Genomic DNA, 15,685 nt, shown 5'->3' with positions numbered 1-15,685 from the left:
CTTGCATGTATTAGGCCTGCCGCTAGCGTTCATCCTGAGCCAAGATCAAACTCTCCATTGTAAAATGTTCTACACCACGGCGAACCGTGGCTGATGTCGAGTGCGAATCCGACTCGTATTGACGAGTTCTATGTATTCGTGTTACGCTTGTAATTTTTACTTCCAACATCGCTGTTGAAAGCCCTTACTATTTGTCTTTTCCAAACATTCAAAGAACGTGTACTACACCCAGTTGGTGTAGCAGTGTGGCTGTTAGCAGCCTGTTTTTCTTTCTTCGTTTCCCCTTCTTGCGATTGGGAGTGCAAAGGTAAGAAGAAGTTTTTAACCGACAAGCAAAAGAGAAAACTTTTATTTCAATTCGCTTGGCTTGCGGCGAGTAGCACTCGGTTAGTGCGATTCGGGGTGCAAAGGTAAGAAACTTTTTCGATTTACAAACTTAATTCTCAACTTTCGTTGCAGTCGTTAAGCTTGTTTTCGAGGCCGTGAATCCGGTTGATTCTGGCGGGGTGCAAAGGTACGGGGCTTTTTTGAAGAACCAAGACTGGGGAGAAATTTCTTTTTCGCAGCTCTCAGTGCCCGCCTCCGTTCGATTTGGGAGTGCAAAAGTACGGGTATTTTTTGAATAGACAAGAGATAGGCAGAAAACAGATTAGAAAGGAGCAATATTTTTGGTAGCCCTTTATGGTTATTCGTGCTTTATGATTGGAGAATAAGTTAGCCAGAAACACAAAAGAGCCCTGCCAGCATGCTGGCAGGGCTCTTTTGTGTTTCTGGCTAACTTATTCGATAACCAGTCGGGTGATGGCGGTTTCGTTACCAACACGAACCTGAACCGAATAAACGCCGGTAGCAAGGCCTGTGGCATCGACCGGGATACGGGTACCACCGGCCGTGAGGCTGATGGTCTGGCGGCTCATGGTCTGGCCCAGGGCATTTACCAGCTCCAGTTGAGCGGTGCGGGCGGTGCTTATTGCCGGCAGGCTTATGGTGAAGGCTTGGTGGGCAGGGTTGGGATACACCGCCATTTCACCGCCAGCTATTTTGGCACGTACGCTCAGGCCCTGCAGCGTGGTGAAGGTCACCGTGGTTGGGCTTGAAACGCCGCCGCCTGGATAGTTGGCTACGATGGTTACCGTATAGGTAGTGATGCCGGTGAGGCCTGTGAGCACGACCGGTGAGCTGGTAGCCGTGACGGTAACCGGTGAGCCACCGGCGGCCGTGTAGGTTACGGTGTAGTTGGTAGCGCCCGTAGCAGCCGTGAAGTTGATGCTGGCACCTGTAGCGGTTACGCTGCTGGCAGTTGCATTGGTCGGGGCGGGAGCCAGGGTGGTGAAGGTAGTGGTGGCTGCAGGCGAGGTCTGGCCCGTACCGCAGTTCGTCACGATGCTTACCGAATACTGCTTGCCGGACAACAGGCCCGTCAGGGTTACCGGCGAGCCGGTAGCGGTCTGGGTTTGAGCGGTGCCGCCAGCGGCGGTGTAGGTTACGGTGTAGCTAGTGCCAGCGCTGGCACCCGTGAAGGTGAGGGTAGCACCATTAGCCGTGATGCTGCCAGCCGTTAGGGCTGTTACAGCCGTGCAGGGCGTCAGGGTGGTGAAGGTGGTAGTAGTGGCGGCAGAGGTCTGGCCACCGCCGCAGCTCGTCACGATGCTTACCGTATAAGTAGTGCCAGCCGTCAGGCCGGTGAGCACGACTGGCGAGCCAGTAGCGGCCTGGGTTTGGGCGGTGCCACCGGCAGCCGTGTAGGTCACGGTGTAGCCGGTAGCCCCGGAGGCTGGAGCAGTGAAGGTGAGGGTAGCACCGGTGGTGGTGATGCTGCCCGCCGTCAGAGCGGTCGGGGCCGTGCAAGCGGTCAAAGTGGTGAAGGTCGTGCTAGCCGACGGCGAAACCTGGCTGCTGCCGCAGTTCGTTACCACGCTCACGGTGTAAACCGTGCCGGGCGTGAGGTTGGCTAGGGTCACCGGCGAGCCGGTAGCGGTCTGGGTCTGGGCAGTGCCACCAGCGGCGGTGTAGGTCACGGTGTAGCTGGTACCGGCGCTGGCCCCCGTGAAGGTGAGCGTGGCGCTGTTGGTGGTCACGTTGCTTGTGGCCAAGCTGGTCACAGCCGTGCAGGGCGACAGCGTGGTGAAGGTGGTGGTGGTAGCGGCCGAAGTCTGGCCGGCACCGCAGTTCGTCACGACGCTTACCGTGTAGGCAACCCCCGAAGTCAGGCCCGTGAGCACGACCGGCGAGCCGGTGGCCGTCTGGGTCTGAGCGGTGCCGCCAGCGGCGGTGTAGGTCACGGTGTAGCCCGTAGCCCCGGCAGCCGGAGCCGTGAACGTCAGCGTAGCGCCCGTGGTCGTGATGCTGCCCGCCGTCAAGGCAGTCGGGGCGTTGCAGGGCGACAGGGTGGTGAAGGTGGTCGTGGCAGCAGTCGAAGTCTGACCCGCGCCACAGCTCGTCACGATGCTCACGGTGTAAGCTGTGGCGGGCGTGAGGCCCGTCAGGGTTACCGGCGAGCCGGTGGACGTCTGGGTTTGGGCAGTGCCGCCAGCGGCGGTGTAGGTTACGGTGTAGCTGGTGGCACCGGTGGCGGGGGTGAAGGTCAGGGTCGCACCCGTGGTCGTGATGGTACCAGCCGTCAGGCCAGTTACAGCCGGGCAGGGCACACTGCCGGTACCCGTTACGCAGATGGTGAAGCTTCCCTGCGTATCGCCGGAGCCATAGCCCGATACGGCTACATAGTAAGTTGTATTGGCCGTGAGACCGGTCAGACTTACTGGACCAGCTACCGTGTTGTTGGTAGTGCCCGCTGCGCAGGATACCTGCGTGAAGGGACCAGCGTTGCTGGCAGCCGAGAACACGCGCACCAAACCGGCCGGTGCACCCGTTACCGTTACGGTGGCGGCCGATTGGCCAGCCAGCGTGGTGAAAGAATACCACACATCCTTCGGGGCCGTTGCAACACCGCAAGTACCGGGGTTGGTGTAGCCACTAGCGGTAGTAGTGGTAGCGCCAACGTTGGTGCCATTGGTTGGCGTGCAGGTGGCACTTACCGTTAAAGCAATAGCACCGGTTGGGTCGTCGTTGGCGGGCGGAGCAACCGCAGGGCCCGACGTGAATACTACGGTCACGGTGCTCGACGTGCCGCCGTTGGAGCAGTTGGTCGTAATCGTTACCGTATAAGAGGTGTTAGGCGTCAGGCCGGTCAGGCTTACGGGGCTACCCGTTAAGGTACCCGTGGTGGGAGTTCCGCCGCTCGTAGGAGCCAGGGTCAGCGTATAGTTGGTTGCGCCCGTAGCGGCGGTGAAGGTTAGCGTTGCGTTTGCAGTCGTGGCAGTGCCGCCGGCGGCAACTACAGCGGCGTTGGTTACGGCCGCGCAGGTGGGTGCAGTACCGGCTCCCGTCACGCAGACAGTGAAGGTGCCCGTTGTACCGTTGTCGTAAGTATAGACGCGCACGAAATACGTACTGCCCACGGTGAGGCCGGTCAGCGTGGCGGTTTCGGTACCGCCAGCAGCCGTGGCGTCGGCGCAACCAATATTGGTGCTGCTGGCGCAGGTGCCGCTGCGCACATCTACTACGGCATCAAAGGTGCCGTTGCCAACCACCGTGACGGTGTGCGAGGTAGCAGTGGCCACAAATTTGTACCACACGTCATCGTCGGAATTGCCCGTATAGGTGGCGCACACAATAGGAGCCAGCGACTGTGAGGCCCCGGCCGTCGTGCCGTTCGTGGGTGTGCAGGTGGCAGCGGGCGTCAGGGTAATGGCCCCGGTGCAGTCGTCATTGGCTGGTAGCGGAGATGCCGCGGCCGAGGTGAAGGTCACCGTCACCGGACTCGAAGTACCACCGTTGGCGCAGTTCGTCACGATGCTTACCGTGTAGGGCGTGTTAAACGCCAGGCTGCTTACGCTGACCGGGCTGGTCGTTACGGTTCCTGTCAAAGGCGTGCCCGAGCCGCTGGTCGGCGTCACGGTTATGGTGTAGTTGGTGGCCCCAGTCACCGTCGTAAAGGAGATGCTTGCCGAAGCCGCCGTCGCCGTCGAGCCCGTGTTGGCCACCGCCGCGTTGGTAACACCCGCGCAGGTAGTACCGCCGCCGCTTCCACCAGTTACGCAAATGGTGAAAGTGCCGGTAGCGGTATCGTAAGTATATACCCGCACGAAGTAGGTGCTGCCTACGGTGAGGCCCGTCAGCGTGGTGGTTTCGGTACCGGAGGTCGTGGCATCGGCGCAACCAATATTGGTGCTGCTGGCGCAGGTGCCGCTGCGCACGTCCACTACGGCATCAAAGGTGCCGTTGCCAACCACCGTGACGGTGTGCGAGGTAGCAGTGGCCACAAATTTGTACCACACGTCATCGTCGGAATTGCCCGTGTAGGTGGCGCACACAATAGGAGCCAGCGACTGCGTGGCCCCAACCGTGGTTCCGGTCGTGGCGGTACAGGTGGCAGCGGGCGTCAGGGTAATGGCGCCGGCGCAGTCATCGTTGGCCGGCGCAACTACTGCACCAGAGCTAAAGCGGTAAGTGCGTCCAGCATCCGGCGGGAAAGTTGAACGAAAATTGTTGGCGTTGGCCGAGAGAACGTCCAGTTGCGCACCGGTGCCGAAGGTGGTCGTGCTCCAAGCGCTGGAAGACGTCTTTGAGGCCAGTACGGTTTGCCCCGAGGCGTTGCCCGAGCCCTTGAGGCCCACCACCGCGTACTTCAAAGCGCTGGTTGCGCCCACCGTGGGGGCCGCATACACGTACTCGATGAGGTTGGTGCCCTCGTAGAGCTTTACTTGAAATGAGAGGTTCGTGTACTGCGTTGGCAGCGAAGTGGCGTCGCTCGACGACGTTGCGACCGCCTTGTCGGACATGTTTTTCCACTGCACGGTGCACACGCGGTTGGGCGCCGTGCCCGTGGTGGCCACCCGGTATTCCGGAGTGCTGGTGCCAGCCGTCAAGTCAAAATTGAAAGGCAGCAGCAGATTTACGTCGGCCGCGTTGGTGCTGTTGATGGGGCCGGTATCAGGTGCCTGCCCGTACGGGGAGCAGGCGGCGGCCGACGAGGGAGGGTTAGACCCTAGGCGCAGCAGCCCGTTGGTATTCAGCACGAACTGCGTAAAAGCCGTGCCGTTGAAGGTGAACGTAAACCCAATATTCTGAGCTGTCGAGTTGGCATCATCCGTGTTAGCCGTGCTGATGGCCGTGCCAGTAGTGCCAAGGTCGGTGTAGGTACCTGCGTTGGTGCTGGCGTTACCGGTCGCGTAGCCAACGCTTTGGCCGTGGGCAGCCGCGGTTCCTAGCATACCTGCTAGTAGCAGCGCCCAGCGCCGAAGCCTAGGAGCAGAAAGTATTTGTGTTGTCATGCGTAAATGAAATGGGGGAAAAGTTGGGAAGAGAATGATAAGCTATTAAGTATCGCCGCAATGCAGTGGAAGCTGCACAAGATGCCGATTTAACGACAATGTAGTAACTATCTTAGATACAGCTACGCAAAGATGGAGCGCTCATCCTTTCTTCACAACTATTCTTTTCAGATGACCAAGTCTTATCAAACACCCAGGCGGAAAAAGCAAAAAGGCCCTCCGCAAATTGCGGAGGGCCTTTTTTGTGGCAACAGTTGGAATCGAACCAACGACACCAGCATTTTCAGTGCTGTGCTCTACCAACTGAGCTATGTTGCCGTCTCCCCGCAGCGTCTTTAGGTTGCTTAGGGGACCGCAAAGGTACGAAAGCAATGTAATGACGCAAGAACCCGGGCAAAAAAAGTGTGAATAAGTGTGTAGTTTTTGAAAAGTAGTAGGCATGCCGAGTATATTGCGGCCCCAAACGTTTCCATCTGCTTACCTTTACTGCATGTTGCAATCCATCCTCTTTCTACTGCTCCTGGTAGCGGCTTTTGGCTTTTTCACGTGGCAGGTCCGGAAAATTCGGGCCAACATTCTGGTCGGGCGCGAGCGCGACATGAGTGGCAACGTGGCTGAGCGGTTTCAGAAAACGCTGCTGGTGGCCTTTGGGCAGCAGAAAATGTTCAAGCGCATGACGCCGGCACTGCTGCATCTGGTGGTGTACGTGGGCTTTCTGGTCATCAACATTGAGGTGATTGAGATTGTGGTGGATGGGCTGTTTGGCAACATTTTCGGCTTTCATCGGGCGCTGAAGTTCCTGGGCCCGGTGTACGATGTGCTGATGGCGACCAACGAAATCCTGGCGGCGCTGGTGATTGTGGCGGTGGCCGCATTCTGGTGGCGGCGCAACAGCAACCCGCCGCTCAAGCGCTTCACGGGGCCGGAGCTGCGGCTGTGGCCGAAGATGGACGCGAACATCATCCTTTATATAGAGGTAGCGCTGATGGTGGCCTTGTTCTTCATGAACACGGCCGATTTGAAGCTGCACCAGATGGAAGGCCAGGACCTACCCGGCACTTTTCCTATTAGCAACCTGCTGGTGGGCCTGCTGCCGAGTAATGAAGGCACGCTGCACGTATTGGAGCGGTTGGGCTGGTGGATTCACATCACGGGCATCCTGTTGTTCCTGAACTACCTGCCCAGCTCGAAGCACTTCCACATCATCATGGCGTTTCCGAACGTGTGGTACTCGCGACTGGTGCCACAGGGACAGTTTTCGAACGTGGAAAGCATTACCAACGAGGTGAAGGCGATGATGGACCCCAGCTTCGTGGTGCCCCCCACCCCTACCGCGCCCGATGGCTCGGCGCTGGCCCCTACGCCTTTCGGAGCCAAGGATGTGGACGACCTGCCGTGGACCAACCTGCTGAACGCGTACTCCTGCACCGAGTGTGGCCGCTGCACCTCGGTGTGCCCGGCCAACCTGACGGGCAAGCTGCTTTCGCCGCGCAAAATCATCATGGACACGCGCGACCGGATGGAGGAGAAGTATAATTCGCCCCTCATCTTCCGCCCCAATGTGTACGGCGAAGAAGCCAAGCACGAGCCCATCACGGATATGATGGAGGCGACGCTGCTACGCGGCAAAGTGACGCCCGAGGAACTATGGGCCTGCACTACTTGCAACGCCTGCGTGGAAAGCTGCCCGGTAAACATCAACCCGCTGGAAAGCATCATTGAGATGCGCCGCTTCCTGGTGCTGGAAGAATCGGCTGCGCCGAACTCGCTGAACGTGATGTTCTCGAATATTGAGAACAACGGTGCGCCGTGGGCTTTCTCACCGTCGGACCGGTTCAACTGGGCCGATGATTTGTTTGCGGCGGAGAAAGCTCCGGCTACGGTAGCTTAAATCACAGAAAAGTACGGTCATGCTGAGCGTAGTCGAAGCATCTCTACCGTGTAACTAATCCAATCGAATGAAATGATTGTGCGGGAGAGATGCTTCGGCTTCGCTCAGCATGACGTTCTTCTTCAAGCATTCCCTACTATGACCCCAGAAGCTCCCACCAAAAAGCAAATCAACGTTCCCGTCATGGCCGATTTGGCGGCCCGCAACGAGTCGCCCGAAATCCTGTTCTGGGTGGGCTGCGCTGGTGCGTTTGATGACCGGTACAAGCGCGTGACCCGTGCTTTTGTACGGATTCTGGAGCATGTGGGCACCAAGTATGCCGTGCTGGGCCTGGAAGAAAGCTGCACCGGCGACCCCGCCAAGCGGGCCGGCAACGAATTCCTGTTTCAGATGCAGGCCATGCAGAACATCACGACGCTGAACGGCTACGGCATCAAGAAAATCGTGACGGCCTGCCCGCATTGCTTCAACACGATTAAGAATGAGTACCCCGCGCTGGGTGGCGACTACGAGGTGATTCACCACAGCACCTACTTGCAGCAGCTTATCAATGAGGGTAAAGTGGGTGTGACCGGGGGCGAGAGCTTCAAAGGCCGCCGCATCACCTTCCACGACTCGTGCTACCTGGGCCGGGCCAACAATATCTACGAAGCCCCGCGCGACGTGCTGGCCGCCCTCGATGCCGACCTGGTGGAGATGAAGCGCAGCCGCGCCAACGGCCTGTGCTGCGGCGCGGGCGGGGCCCAGATGTGGAAAGAAGCCGAGCCGGGCAAGAAGGAAATCAACATCGAGCGCACCGAGGAAGCCCTGGCTACGCTGGCCGGCAAGGCCGAGGCACTGGCCAACCTGGGCGGCGTGGAAACCGAAACCAGCGCCCCCGGTGCCCACGACTTGCAGGGCAGCATCATCGCCGTGTCCTGCCCCTTCTGCATGACGATGATGAGCGACGGCGTGAAGAACAAGGAGCAGGAAAGCAAGGTGCAGGTATTTGACCTGGCCGAGCTGGTGGCTTCAGCCGAGGGCATTAATGCCTAGATTTTAAGGGTGCGAATTCAGTGCTGGGGGTAAGCGGAGGCAAGAAAATGTGCTTGACTTCGTTTACCCCCATACCTTTGGAGGACTGGGCTGCTCGTTTTTGGGGAACCGCCCAATCGTACTTACTGCTTTAAACTACTCCTTATGTACGTTGCGTTTGACCAGCTCCCGCCCGAGGCGCGGGTGTGGATTTACCAGGCCAGCCGCCCGCTCAGCGGGCCGGAGATAGTGGGCGTGATGCCCAGCCTGGCCCGCTTCGCGGAGGAATGGACCAGCCACGGCCGCACCCTGCTGGCCTCGGCCGAGTTTCTGCACCAACAATTTTTGGTGATTGGCTTGGATGAGGGCGTGGCCGGCGCAAGCGGCTGCTCTATTGATGCCTCGGTGCGTTTTGTGGCCCAGCTGGAGCAGCAGCTGGGCGTGGAGCTGCTGGAAAAATCCCGCCTGGCGTTTTTGCAGGCCGGCACGGTGCAGTTGCTGAAGCGCGGCGAACTAAAGGCCGCCATAGCCGCCGGAACGATAGGCCCGGACACGTTTTATTTCGATAATACGCTAGCGACTAAGGGTGAATTGGATACCCACTGGCCCCGTCCAGCCAGCCAAACCTGGCTGGTTCGCTACTTCGGACAGGAAGAAAAAAACGGGCTGCTTACGTGAATCCTGTTTAAACGTAGTATTATTGCTAACCCAAAAATGCCTAATCGGGAATATTCCTGATTCCTCCCCTCTCCCTCCCCACACCACCACCCCACTTCACCTATGAGGAAACTATTATTCGTCTGCACTGCGGCTGGCTCTGTCGCGCTACTGAGCGGCTGTGCCACTAGCGGTGCTATGAGCAAGGGCGACAAGCAGTTCGCCCGTGGCCAGTATGAGCTGGCTATCCCCTTGTACAAGGCCGATGTGGCCAAAGGCAAGGGTGCCGCCATCTCCAACTTCCGCATCGGCGAGGCCTACCGCCTCTCGAACCGGATTGAGGAAAGCGAGCCTTTCTACAAAGCCGCACTGGATGGTGGGGTGAAAAATGCCGACGCCGGCTTCCGCTACGCCGAGGCCCTGAAAGCCAACGGGAAGTACGACGAGGCCGCGGCGCAGTTTGCGAGCTACGCCAGCAGCGGCGGTAACCGCGCCCTGGCGGCCCGCGCCGACGTCGAGAGCAAGAATGCCGCCGCCAGCAAGGCCGTGGCCGCTATCAAAAACAAGTACGACGTGATGCCCGTGGACGCGCTGAACTCGGCCAGCTCCGATTTTGGCGGCACGATGATGGCCGGTACCGGCGACTTCGTGTTTGCCTCCGGCCGTGATGGCAAGAAGTACCTCGGCAATGGCGAGAACTTCAACCACCTCTACGCCATCAAGTTTGACAACGCTGCGGCCATGACCGGCGGTACGGTGCGCAAGCTCGAAGGCCCTTTCAACTCCGAGAACAAGCACGAAGCCAGCGCCACCTACACGCCCGACGGCAAAACGATGGTGTTTGCCCGCTCGAACGACGGCAGCAAAAAAGGCTACCTGAGCGTTGACCTCTGGATTTCGTACCTCAAGGCTGGTGCCTGGAGCGAGCCGGTTCTGGCGAACATCAACGACCGCACGGCCGATGACTTCTCCCCGGCTTTCGCGCCGGACGGCACTACGCTGTATTTCGCGTCGAGCCGCAAAGGCGGTCAGGGCGGTAACGACCTGTACAAAGCTACGCTCGGCCCGAACGGCCGCTTCTCGCCGGCTGAAAACCTCGGCGAAAGCATCAACACGGCTGGCAACGACAACTTCCCCGGCGTTGCGCCGGATGGCACGCTGTACTTCGCTTCGGACGGACGTCCTGGCCTGGGCAAGCTCGACCTCTTCATGGTGAAAAACGGCCAGCCCGTGAACTTGGGTGCCGACGTGAACAGCACCGCCGACGACTTCGCCCCGGTGCCGATGGCTGACAACACGGGCTTGTTCAGCTCGAACCGCGCCGGTGGCAAGGGTTCGGACGACGAGTACATGTTCAAGAAGAAGCCGCTCAAGCTGGTGACCTTCTATGCTGATGGTACCGTACTGGAGCACGACGACAAAGCCAAAACCACGCTACCCGTAGCCGGTGCCACCGTTACGGTGACCAACGCCAACGGCCAGCGCCAGACCGCTACCAGCGGCCCGGATGGCAAATTCAGCCTGAAGCTGGACTCCGTGACCAGCTACAACCTGCTGGCCGAGCGCGCTGGCGACTTCTCCTCGCGTGCTACGCTGAGCACCGTAGGCCGCAAGCCCAGCCAGGATGCTCTGCCCAACCTGACCAACGATGTTCAACTGCCGGTGACCCTGACGCTGAACAAAATTATCCTGGCCAAGGCGATTGAAGTCAAAGACATTCTCTACGACTACAACAAGTTCAACATCCGGCCGGATGCTGCCATCCGCCTCGATACGCTGGTGCAGACGCTGGTGGACAACCCCAAAATCTCCATCGAGCTGAGCTCGCACACCGACCAGCGCGGCAAGGACGCTTATAACCTGAAGCTTTCGCAGCAGCGCGCCCAGGCCGCCGTTGACTACATCGTGAGCAAAGGCATTTCCAAATCGCGCATCACGGCCAAGGGCTACGGCGAAACCCGCCCCATCGTCCTGAAGCCGACGACGGAAGAAGAGTACCAGCGCAACCGCCGCACCGAGTTCAAAGTGACCCGGATAGCGAAGTAGCCTGAGCATTCTACTTAGCATTGAGAAGCCCCCGCAGCTAACGTTGCGGGGGCTTTTTGCTGTGGTAGGGTGCGGGGCTTGCCCCCGCCCGTCGTTGAACGATTCAATAACGAACTGCTCAACGACGGGCGGGGGCAAGCCCCGCACCCTACCATTTATAAACGTGGCACAGGTTTTGGAAATAGCCCAGCAGCGGCCGGATTTCCTGGTCGGTTATTTCTTCTTTACTGCAATGAAAAAGGCTCTACTTCTGGCATTGGCGGGTTTGTTTGCCGCCGTGGCTCCTGCGCTGGCATATCCGCCAATGCCGGCCAACGTTAATTTTTCGTCGGAGCGCGGGGTGCCGTTTGGGCTGGTGCTTGATGGGCGGCCGCTGACGCGGGGCATGGCCCGGCAGGTGCATGTGGACCAGCTGATGCCCGGCCAGCACTGGGCCGATTTCAGCGTGCCCACGGCGTATGGCGGGGCCCTGCGCTTCCGCAGCCGTGTGTGGCTGGAGCCCGGCCTTGAAACCACATTTGTGCTGGTGACGCGGCCCGGCCGACCGCTGTATTTGCAGCAGGTGAATGCGGTGGCGCTGTACGCACCCGGCTACGGTGGCAATAGCTACTACAACGGCGGCGGCCGTTATAACAGCCCCGTGCCCTACGGCCAGAGCGGTGGCTACGGCAACCAAGGCAGCTACGGTAACGACCCATACAACGGCGGCAACTCCGGCTATGGCAACGGCGGCTACAACAGTGCCCCTGCCCCCAGCGCTGGCCCCGGCTATGGCACTCCGAATACTCCGAGCGGTGGCTATGGCAACAACCCGAACTATCCCAGCAATGGCGGTGGCTACGGAAATAACCCAAACTCACCGAGCGGCGGTTATGGCAACAACCCCAACGGCGGCGGCTATAACAATGGCCCCACGCCCGGCAATTATCCTAGCACGGCCACGAGCAGCTACCGTACCCTCGCCCCGCAAGACGTAGATGCGCTGGTAAAAACCGTGCAGGGCCGCATTGCCGAAGCCAGCAAACTGAACGCCGCCAAGGACGGCCTGGCCCAGCGCAGCCTGCGGGCCGATGAGTTGAGCCGCCTCCTGCGCACCATCAATTCTGAGGCCTGCCGGATTGATTTGGCCACATTTGCCTATTCCCACGTCAGCGACCCGGAGAATTTTGACCGGGTATATGATGTATTCGAGACGGAAAGCGCGGCCAAGACGGTGGAAGCAGCCGTGAACAGCGCCGCTCAGCACTGAATGAGCCGAAAATAAATAAAACACAAAAAGGGCCGCTGTCGTGATGACAGCGGCCCTTTTCTATGCAGACAAAGTCTTAGCGGAGGCGGTCGGCGCTACGTACCAGCTGCTCGTCGCGGCGGATGAAGCGGTTGGCCAGCAGGTTGAGCAGCAGGGCCAGCGTGGGCAGGTAGAAGGCGATGAGCACCTGGCCTTCGAGCTTGATGTTGAGCAGCTGCTCGCCTTTGGTCTGGAAGTAGAACTCGGCCCCGAGGGTGGCGGTGATGAGGAGCAGGTTTATAGAGCCGAGCATGAGCTGCTTCATGCGGGTGCGAAACTGGAAAATCTCGAAAATCGCCACGGCGGCCGAGGCGGTGGCCAGCGCGGCAATAAGCCAGACCGGGCCGATGCCGGCCGGCACAGTGAGGCCCTTGGCATCGAAGCCGAAGGCGGTGAGGGTTAATTCCTGATTGGTGAGGCCGTCGACTTTATGCCACAGGGGCAGCGCCAGCAGGCTTAGCATGGCCAGGGCCAACAGGAGCAAAAACACGCTTTGGATTCTTTGTATCATCTTTGTTGTAGTGTAGAACAGGTCCGGGCCGTTGCCCGGGCCGCAAATTTAATCCCATCCGGCGCTTGCGCCGCCATTATTACCTTACGAATGCCAACTGCTTATATCGTGGATGCCGTGCGCACCCCGATTGGAAAATTTGGGGGTGCGCTCAGCAGCGTTCGCCCCGACGACCTTGCCGCCCACGTGCTCCGCGAGCTCATGCGCCGCAACCCTTCGGTTGATAAGGCCGCCATCGAAGATGTTATCATCGGAGCCGCCAACCAGGCCGGGGAAGACAACCGCAACGTGGCCCGCATGGCCGCGCTGCTGGCCGGCCTGCCCGTCACCGTGCCCGGCAATACCGTGAACCGCCTCTGCGCCTCGGGCTTGCAGAGCATCATGGACGCGGCCCGCGCCATTAAGTGCGGCGAGGGCGACGTGTACCTGGCCGGTGGAGCCGAGAGCATGACCCGCGCCCCGTTTGTGATGGCCAAGTCGGAATCGGCTTTCGGGCGCGAGCTCACGGCCCACGACACCACGCTGGGCTGGCGCTTCATCAACCCCAAGCTAAGCAAGCTGCACTACCCCTACGCCATGGGCCAGACGGCCGAGAACGTAGCCAAGCAGTACAACGTGACCCGCGAAGAGCAGGACCAGTTTGCCTTCGAGAGCCAGCGCAAGTATGCGCGGGCGTTGGAGAAAGGCCGGTTCCGCAAGGAAATCGTGCCCGTGTTTATTCCCAGCCCCAAGGGCGACACGGCGTTGTTTGATGCCGACGAGCAGCCCCGCTTCTCGCCCCTGGAGAAACTGGCGACGCTGCGGCCTGCCTTCCAGCCCGAGGGCGGAACGGTGACGGCAGGCAACTCCGCCGGCATCAACGACGGCGCGGCGGCCGTGCTCATGGTGAGCGAAGATGCCCTGAAACGCTACAACCTGAAGCCCCTGGCGCGGGTAGTGGCCTCGGCCGTGGCCGGGGTCGACCCTTCGGTAATGGGCCTCGGCCCAATTCCGGCGACGCAGAAGGTGTTGCAGCGCGCCGGCCTCACGCTGGCCGATATCGATTTGATTGAGCTCAACGAAGCCTTCGCCGCCCAGAGCATTGCCTGCGTGCGCGAGCTGGGCCTGGACATGGCCAAGGTGAACGTGAACGGCGGCAGCATTGCCATGGGCCACCCGCTGGGCAGTTCGGGCGCGCGCATCACCGCCACGCTGCTGCACGAGATGCACCGCCGCGGCGAGGGCATGCGCTACGGCCTGGCCGTGATGTGCGTGGGCGTGGGCCAGGGCGCGGCTGTTATTTACGAGAAGCTGTAAGGCCAAGCAGAAACATTGTAGGGGCGGGGATTGTCCCCGCCCGTCGTTGCACGGCCGTGAGAACGGCGCGCACGGCGGGCGGGGACAAGCCCCGCCCCTACTTATTTATATGCCAACACTTTCGCTGTTTTTCGCGCCGCGCCCGTACCTTGGGGCGGCCCGGCTACTACTGGCGCGGGTTGTCCTTTTCCTTTCCTCATTTATGAAACACGCTTCGACTCCTTTATTGAACAATTATGCCCGGCGCGGGGCGCTGCTGCTGGCCCTGGGCGCGGCAGCACCGGCCACCTGGGGCCAGAGCTTCTCGCCGGTGAGCTTTTATTCGGCCGGTTCGGCTTCGGCCGGTTCGGGCGGTGCCCTCTCTGGGGTCGTGCTGGGCGATGTGACCGGTGACGGGCGGCTCGACGTGGTGGCATCCAACTACGCGGGCAACGGGGTGGCGGTGCTGCCCGGGCTGGCGGGCGGGAACTTTGCCTCGCCCGGCTTCGAATACTCCACCGGCTCCGGCAGCGTACCAAACAGCATTGCCCTGGCCGATTTGAACGGCGATGGGCGGCTGGATGCCGTTGCGGCCAACCAGCGGACCTATTCGGCGGGAGTACTGCTGGGACAGGCTACGGGGGTATTTGCCCCGGTCAGCCTCTATTCGGTCGGCGCTAATAAACTGCCGGTTCAAGTGGCTTTGGGCGATGTGAACGGCGATGGGCGCCCGGACATTGTCACATGCAATTCTTTTGACAATGAAATCGCCGTGCTACTGGCACAAACCAGTGGGGGGGTTGCCCCGGCGAGCGCCTACGCAACCGGAACGGGCGGGTCGGCCGGCGTCGCGCTGGGCGATGTGAACGGCGACGGGCGGCTGGATATCGTCACGGGGAAGAATAATGCGGCCGGTGTGCTGCTCGGGCAGGCCGGCGGCACTTTTGCCCCGATTACGACTTATCCCTTCGGGTCTGGTGCCAGTGGTGGCGCAAATGACGTAGCGCTGGGCGACCTGAACGGCGATGGCCGGTTGGACATTGTTTTCGTCGACCCCAATAGAGCCTCGACCATTGTATTGCTGGGGCAGGCCAGCGGCGGGTTTGGCTCCGCAAGTGCCTATGCCACGAACGGCAATACGCCCATGGGGGTAGTTCTGGGCGATGTAACCGGTGACGGGCGGCTGGATATTGTCACGGCCAATGGCGCGGGCACGGTGAGCGTTTTGCCGGGAATGGCCGGCGGCACTTTCGCGACCGCCGTGGTCTTTCCCATCGGCCCAAATACCACGCCGGCCGATGTAGCCCTGGGCGACCTGAACGGCGACGGCCGGCTGGACATCGTAACGGGCCTTTTTGCCAACATCACCAACAACGTTGGCGTGCTGCTGAACACCGGCACCTACAATCCGCTGGCTACCACCCGCCCCACCGCCGCCGACCTCACCCTCGCCCCCAACCCCGCCCACGAGGCCTTCACGGTGCAGCTCCCGGCCGGCCTCGCTCCCACCAGCGCCGAATTGCTGAACACCCTGGGCCAGGTAGTGCGTCGCCCGGCCGTGGGCGCGGGCAGCTTTACGGTAGCAACCAGCGGGCTGGCCCCGGGCATCTACACCCTGCGCCTGCGGGCCGGCGGCGAGGCCCTGGCCCGCCGCGTAGTGGTGGAGTAGT

9 protein-coding genes and 1 tRNA gene are annotated in these 15,685 nt (G+C 60.6%); 7 read left to right on the top strand and 3 right to left on the bottom strand.

All coding sequences use genetic code 11. The annotated features are described in order from the left end of the window. Positions 1–779 precede the first annotated feature (779 nt). Positions 780–5,273, bottom strand: coding sequence for a beta strand repeat-containing protein (locus ACYU70_RS20810; RefSeq protein WP_342300934.1), 4,494 nt, complete (start codon positions 5,271–5,273; stop codon positions 780–782). A gap of 305 nt (positions 5,274–5,578) precedes the next feature. Then, positions 5,579–5,651, bottom strand: a tRNA-Phe gene (locus ACYU70_RS20805). Positions 5,652–5,823: 172 nt separating this feature from the next. On the opposite strand from ACYU70_RS20805, the gene ACYU70_RS20800 reads away from it, so the two are divergent. The 5 genes from ACYU70_RS20800 to ACYU70_RS20780 all read left to right on the top strand — a co-directional run bounded on the left by ACYU70_RS20800 (position 5,824) and on the right by ACYU70_RS20780 (position 12,190). Beyond that, a complete protein-coding gene (locus tag ACYU70_RS20800) occupies positions 5,824–7,224 on the top strand; it encodes a (Fe-S)-binding protein (RefSeq protein ID WP_342300935.1) in 1,401 nt (466 codons plus the stop codon). 183 nt (positions 7,225–7,407) lie between these two features. Beyond that, positions 7,408–8,259, top strand: a complete 852-nt coding sequence (locus tag ACYU70_RS20795) for a (Fe-S)-binding protein (protein ID WP_168671782.1) — start codon at positions 7,408–7,410, stop codon at positions 8,257–8,259. A 144-nt stretch (positions 8,260–8,403) separates the two neighbouring features. After that, a complete protein-coding gene (locus ACYU70_RS20790) occupies positions 8,404–8,916 on the top strand; it encodes a hypothetical protein (RefSeq protein ID WP_342300936.1) in 513 nt (170 codons plus the stop codon). A 102-nt stretch (positions 8,917–9,018) separates the two neighbouring features. Next, positions 9,019–10,941, top strand: a complete 1,923-nt coding sequence (locus ACYU70_RS20785) for an OmpA family protein (protein ID WP_342300937.1) — start codon at positions 9,019–9,021, stop codon at positions 10,939–10,941. Between the two features lie 232 nt (positions 10,942–11,173). Further along, positions 11,174–12,190 carry a DUF4476 domain-containing protein gene (locus ACYU70_RS20780; protein ID WP_342300938.1) on the top strand — a complete coding sequence of 339 codons (1,017 nt, stop codon included), beginning with the start codon at positions 11,174–11,176 and terminating at the stop codon, positions 12,188–12,190. 76 nt (positions 12,191–12,266) lie between these two features. Here ACYU70_RS20780 and ACYU70_RS20775 read toward each other — a convergent pair whose 3' ends face one another. Continuing rightward, entirely contained in the window at positions 12,267–12,740 is a 474-nt protein-coding gene (locus tag ACYU70_RS20775; RefSeq protein WP_342300939.1) for a DUF4293 family protein, read from the bottom strand. Between the two features lie 90 nt (positions 12,741–12,830). Between ACYU70_RS20775 and ACYU70_RS20770 the strand changes: the two genes are divergently transcribed. Together ACYU70_RS20770 and ACYU70_RS20765 are read left to right on the top strand one after the other, a co-directional pair. Then, positions 12,831–14,036: a thiolase family protein gene (locus tag ACYU70_RS20770; RefSeq protein ID WP_342300940.1), complete on the top strand. Its 1,206-nt coding sequence runs from the start codon at positions 12,831–12,833 to the stop codon at positions 14,034–14,036. Positions 14,037–14,238: 202 nt separating this feature from the next. Beyond that, complete coding sequence (locus tag ACYU70_RS20765; RefSeq protein ID WP_342300941.1) at positions 14,239–15,684, top strand: T9SS type A sorting domain-containing protein; 1,446 nt, start codon at positions 14,239–14,241, stop codon at positions 15,682–15,684. Position 15,685: the final 1 nt, after the last annotated feature.

The sequence above is a fragment of the Hymenobacter segetis genome (assembly GCF_054776495.1).
Note: the sequence above shows the minus strand (reverse complement) of the source record. Positions and strands in the feature narration are given on the sequence as shown.

Coding starts and splice junctions, on each gene's coding strand:
- ACYU70_RS20810 (WP_342300934.1), bottom strand. CDS start 5,273: ATGCTAGGAACCGCGGCTGCCCACGGCCAAAGCGTTGGCTACGCGACC.
- ACYU70_RS20800 (WP_342300935.1), top strand. CDS start 5,824: ATGTTGCAATCCATCCTCTTTCTACTGCTCCTGGTAGCGGCTTTTGGC.
- ACYU70_RS20795 (WP_168671782.1), top strand. CDS start 7,408: ATGGCCGATTTGGCGGCCCGCAACGAGTCGCCCGAAATCCTGTTCTGG.
- ACYU70_RS20790 (WP_342300936.1), top strand. CDS start 8,404: ATGTACGTTGCGTTTGACCAGCTCCCGCCCGAGGCGCGGGTGTGGATT.
- ACYU70_RS20785 (WP_342300937.1), top strand. CDS start 9,019: ATGAGGAAACTATTATTCGTCTGCACTGCGGCTGGCTCTGTCGCGCTA.
- ACYU70_RS20780 (WP_342300938.1), top strand. CDS start 11,174: ATGAAAAAGGCTCTACTTCTGGCATTGGCGGGTTTGTTTGCCGCCGTG.
- ACYU70_RS20775 (WP_342300939.1), bottom strand. CDS start 12,740: ATGATACAAAGAATCCAAAGCGTGTTTTTGCTCCTGTTGGCCCTGGCC.
- ACYU70_RS20770 (WP_342300940.1), top strand. CDS start 12,831: ATGCCAACTGCTTATATCGTGGATGCCGTGCGCACCCCGATTGGAAAA.
- ACYU70_RS20765 (WP_342300941.1), top strand. CDS start 14,239: ATGAAACACGCTTCGACTCCTTTATTGAACAATTATGCCCGGCGCGGG.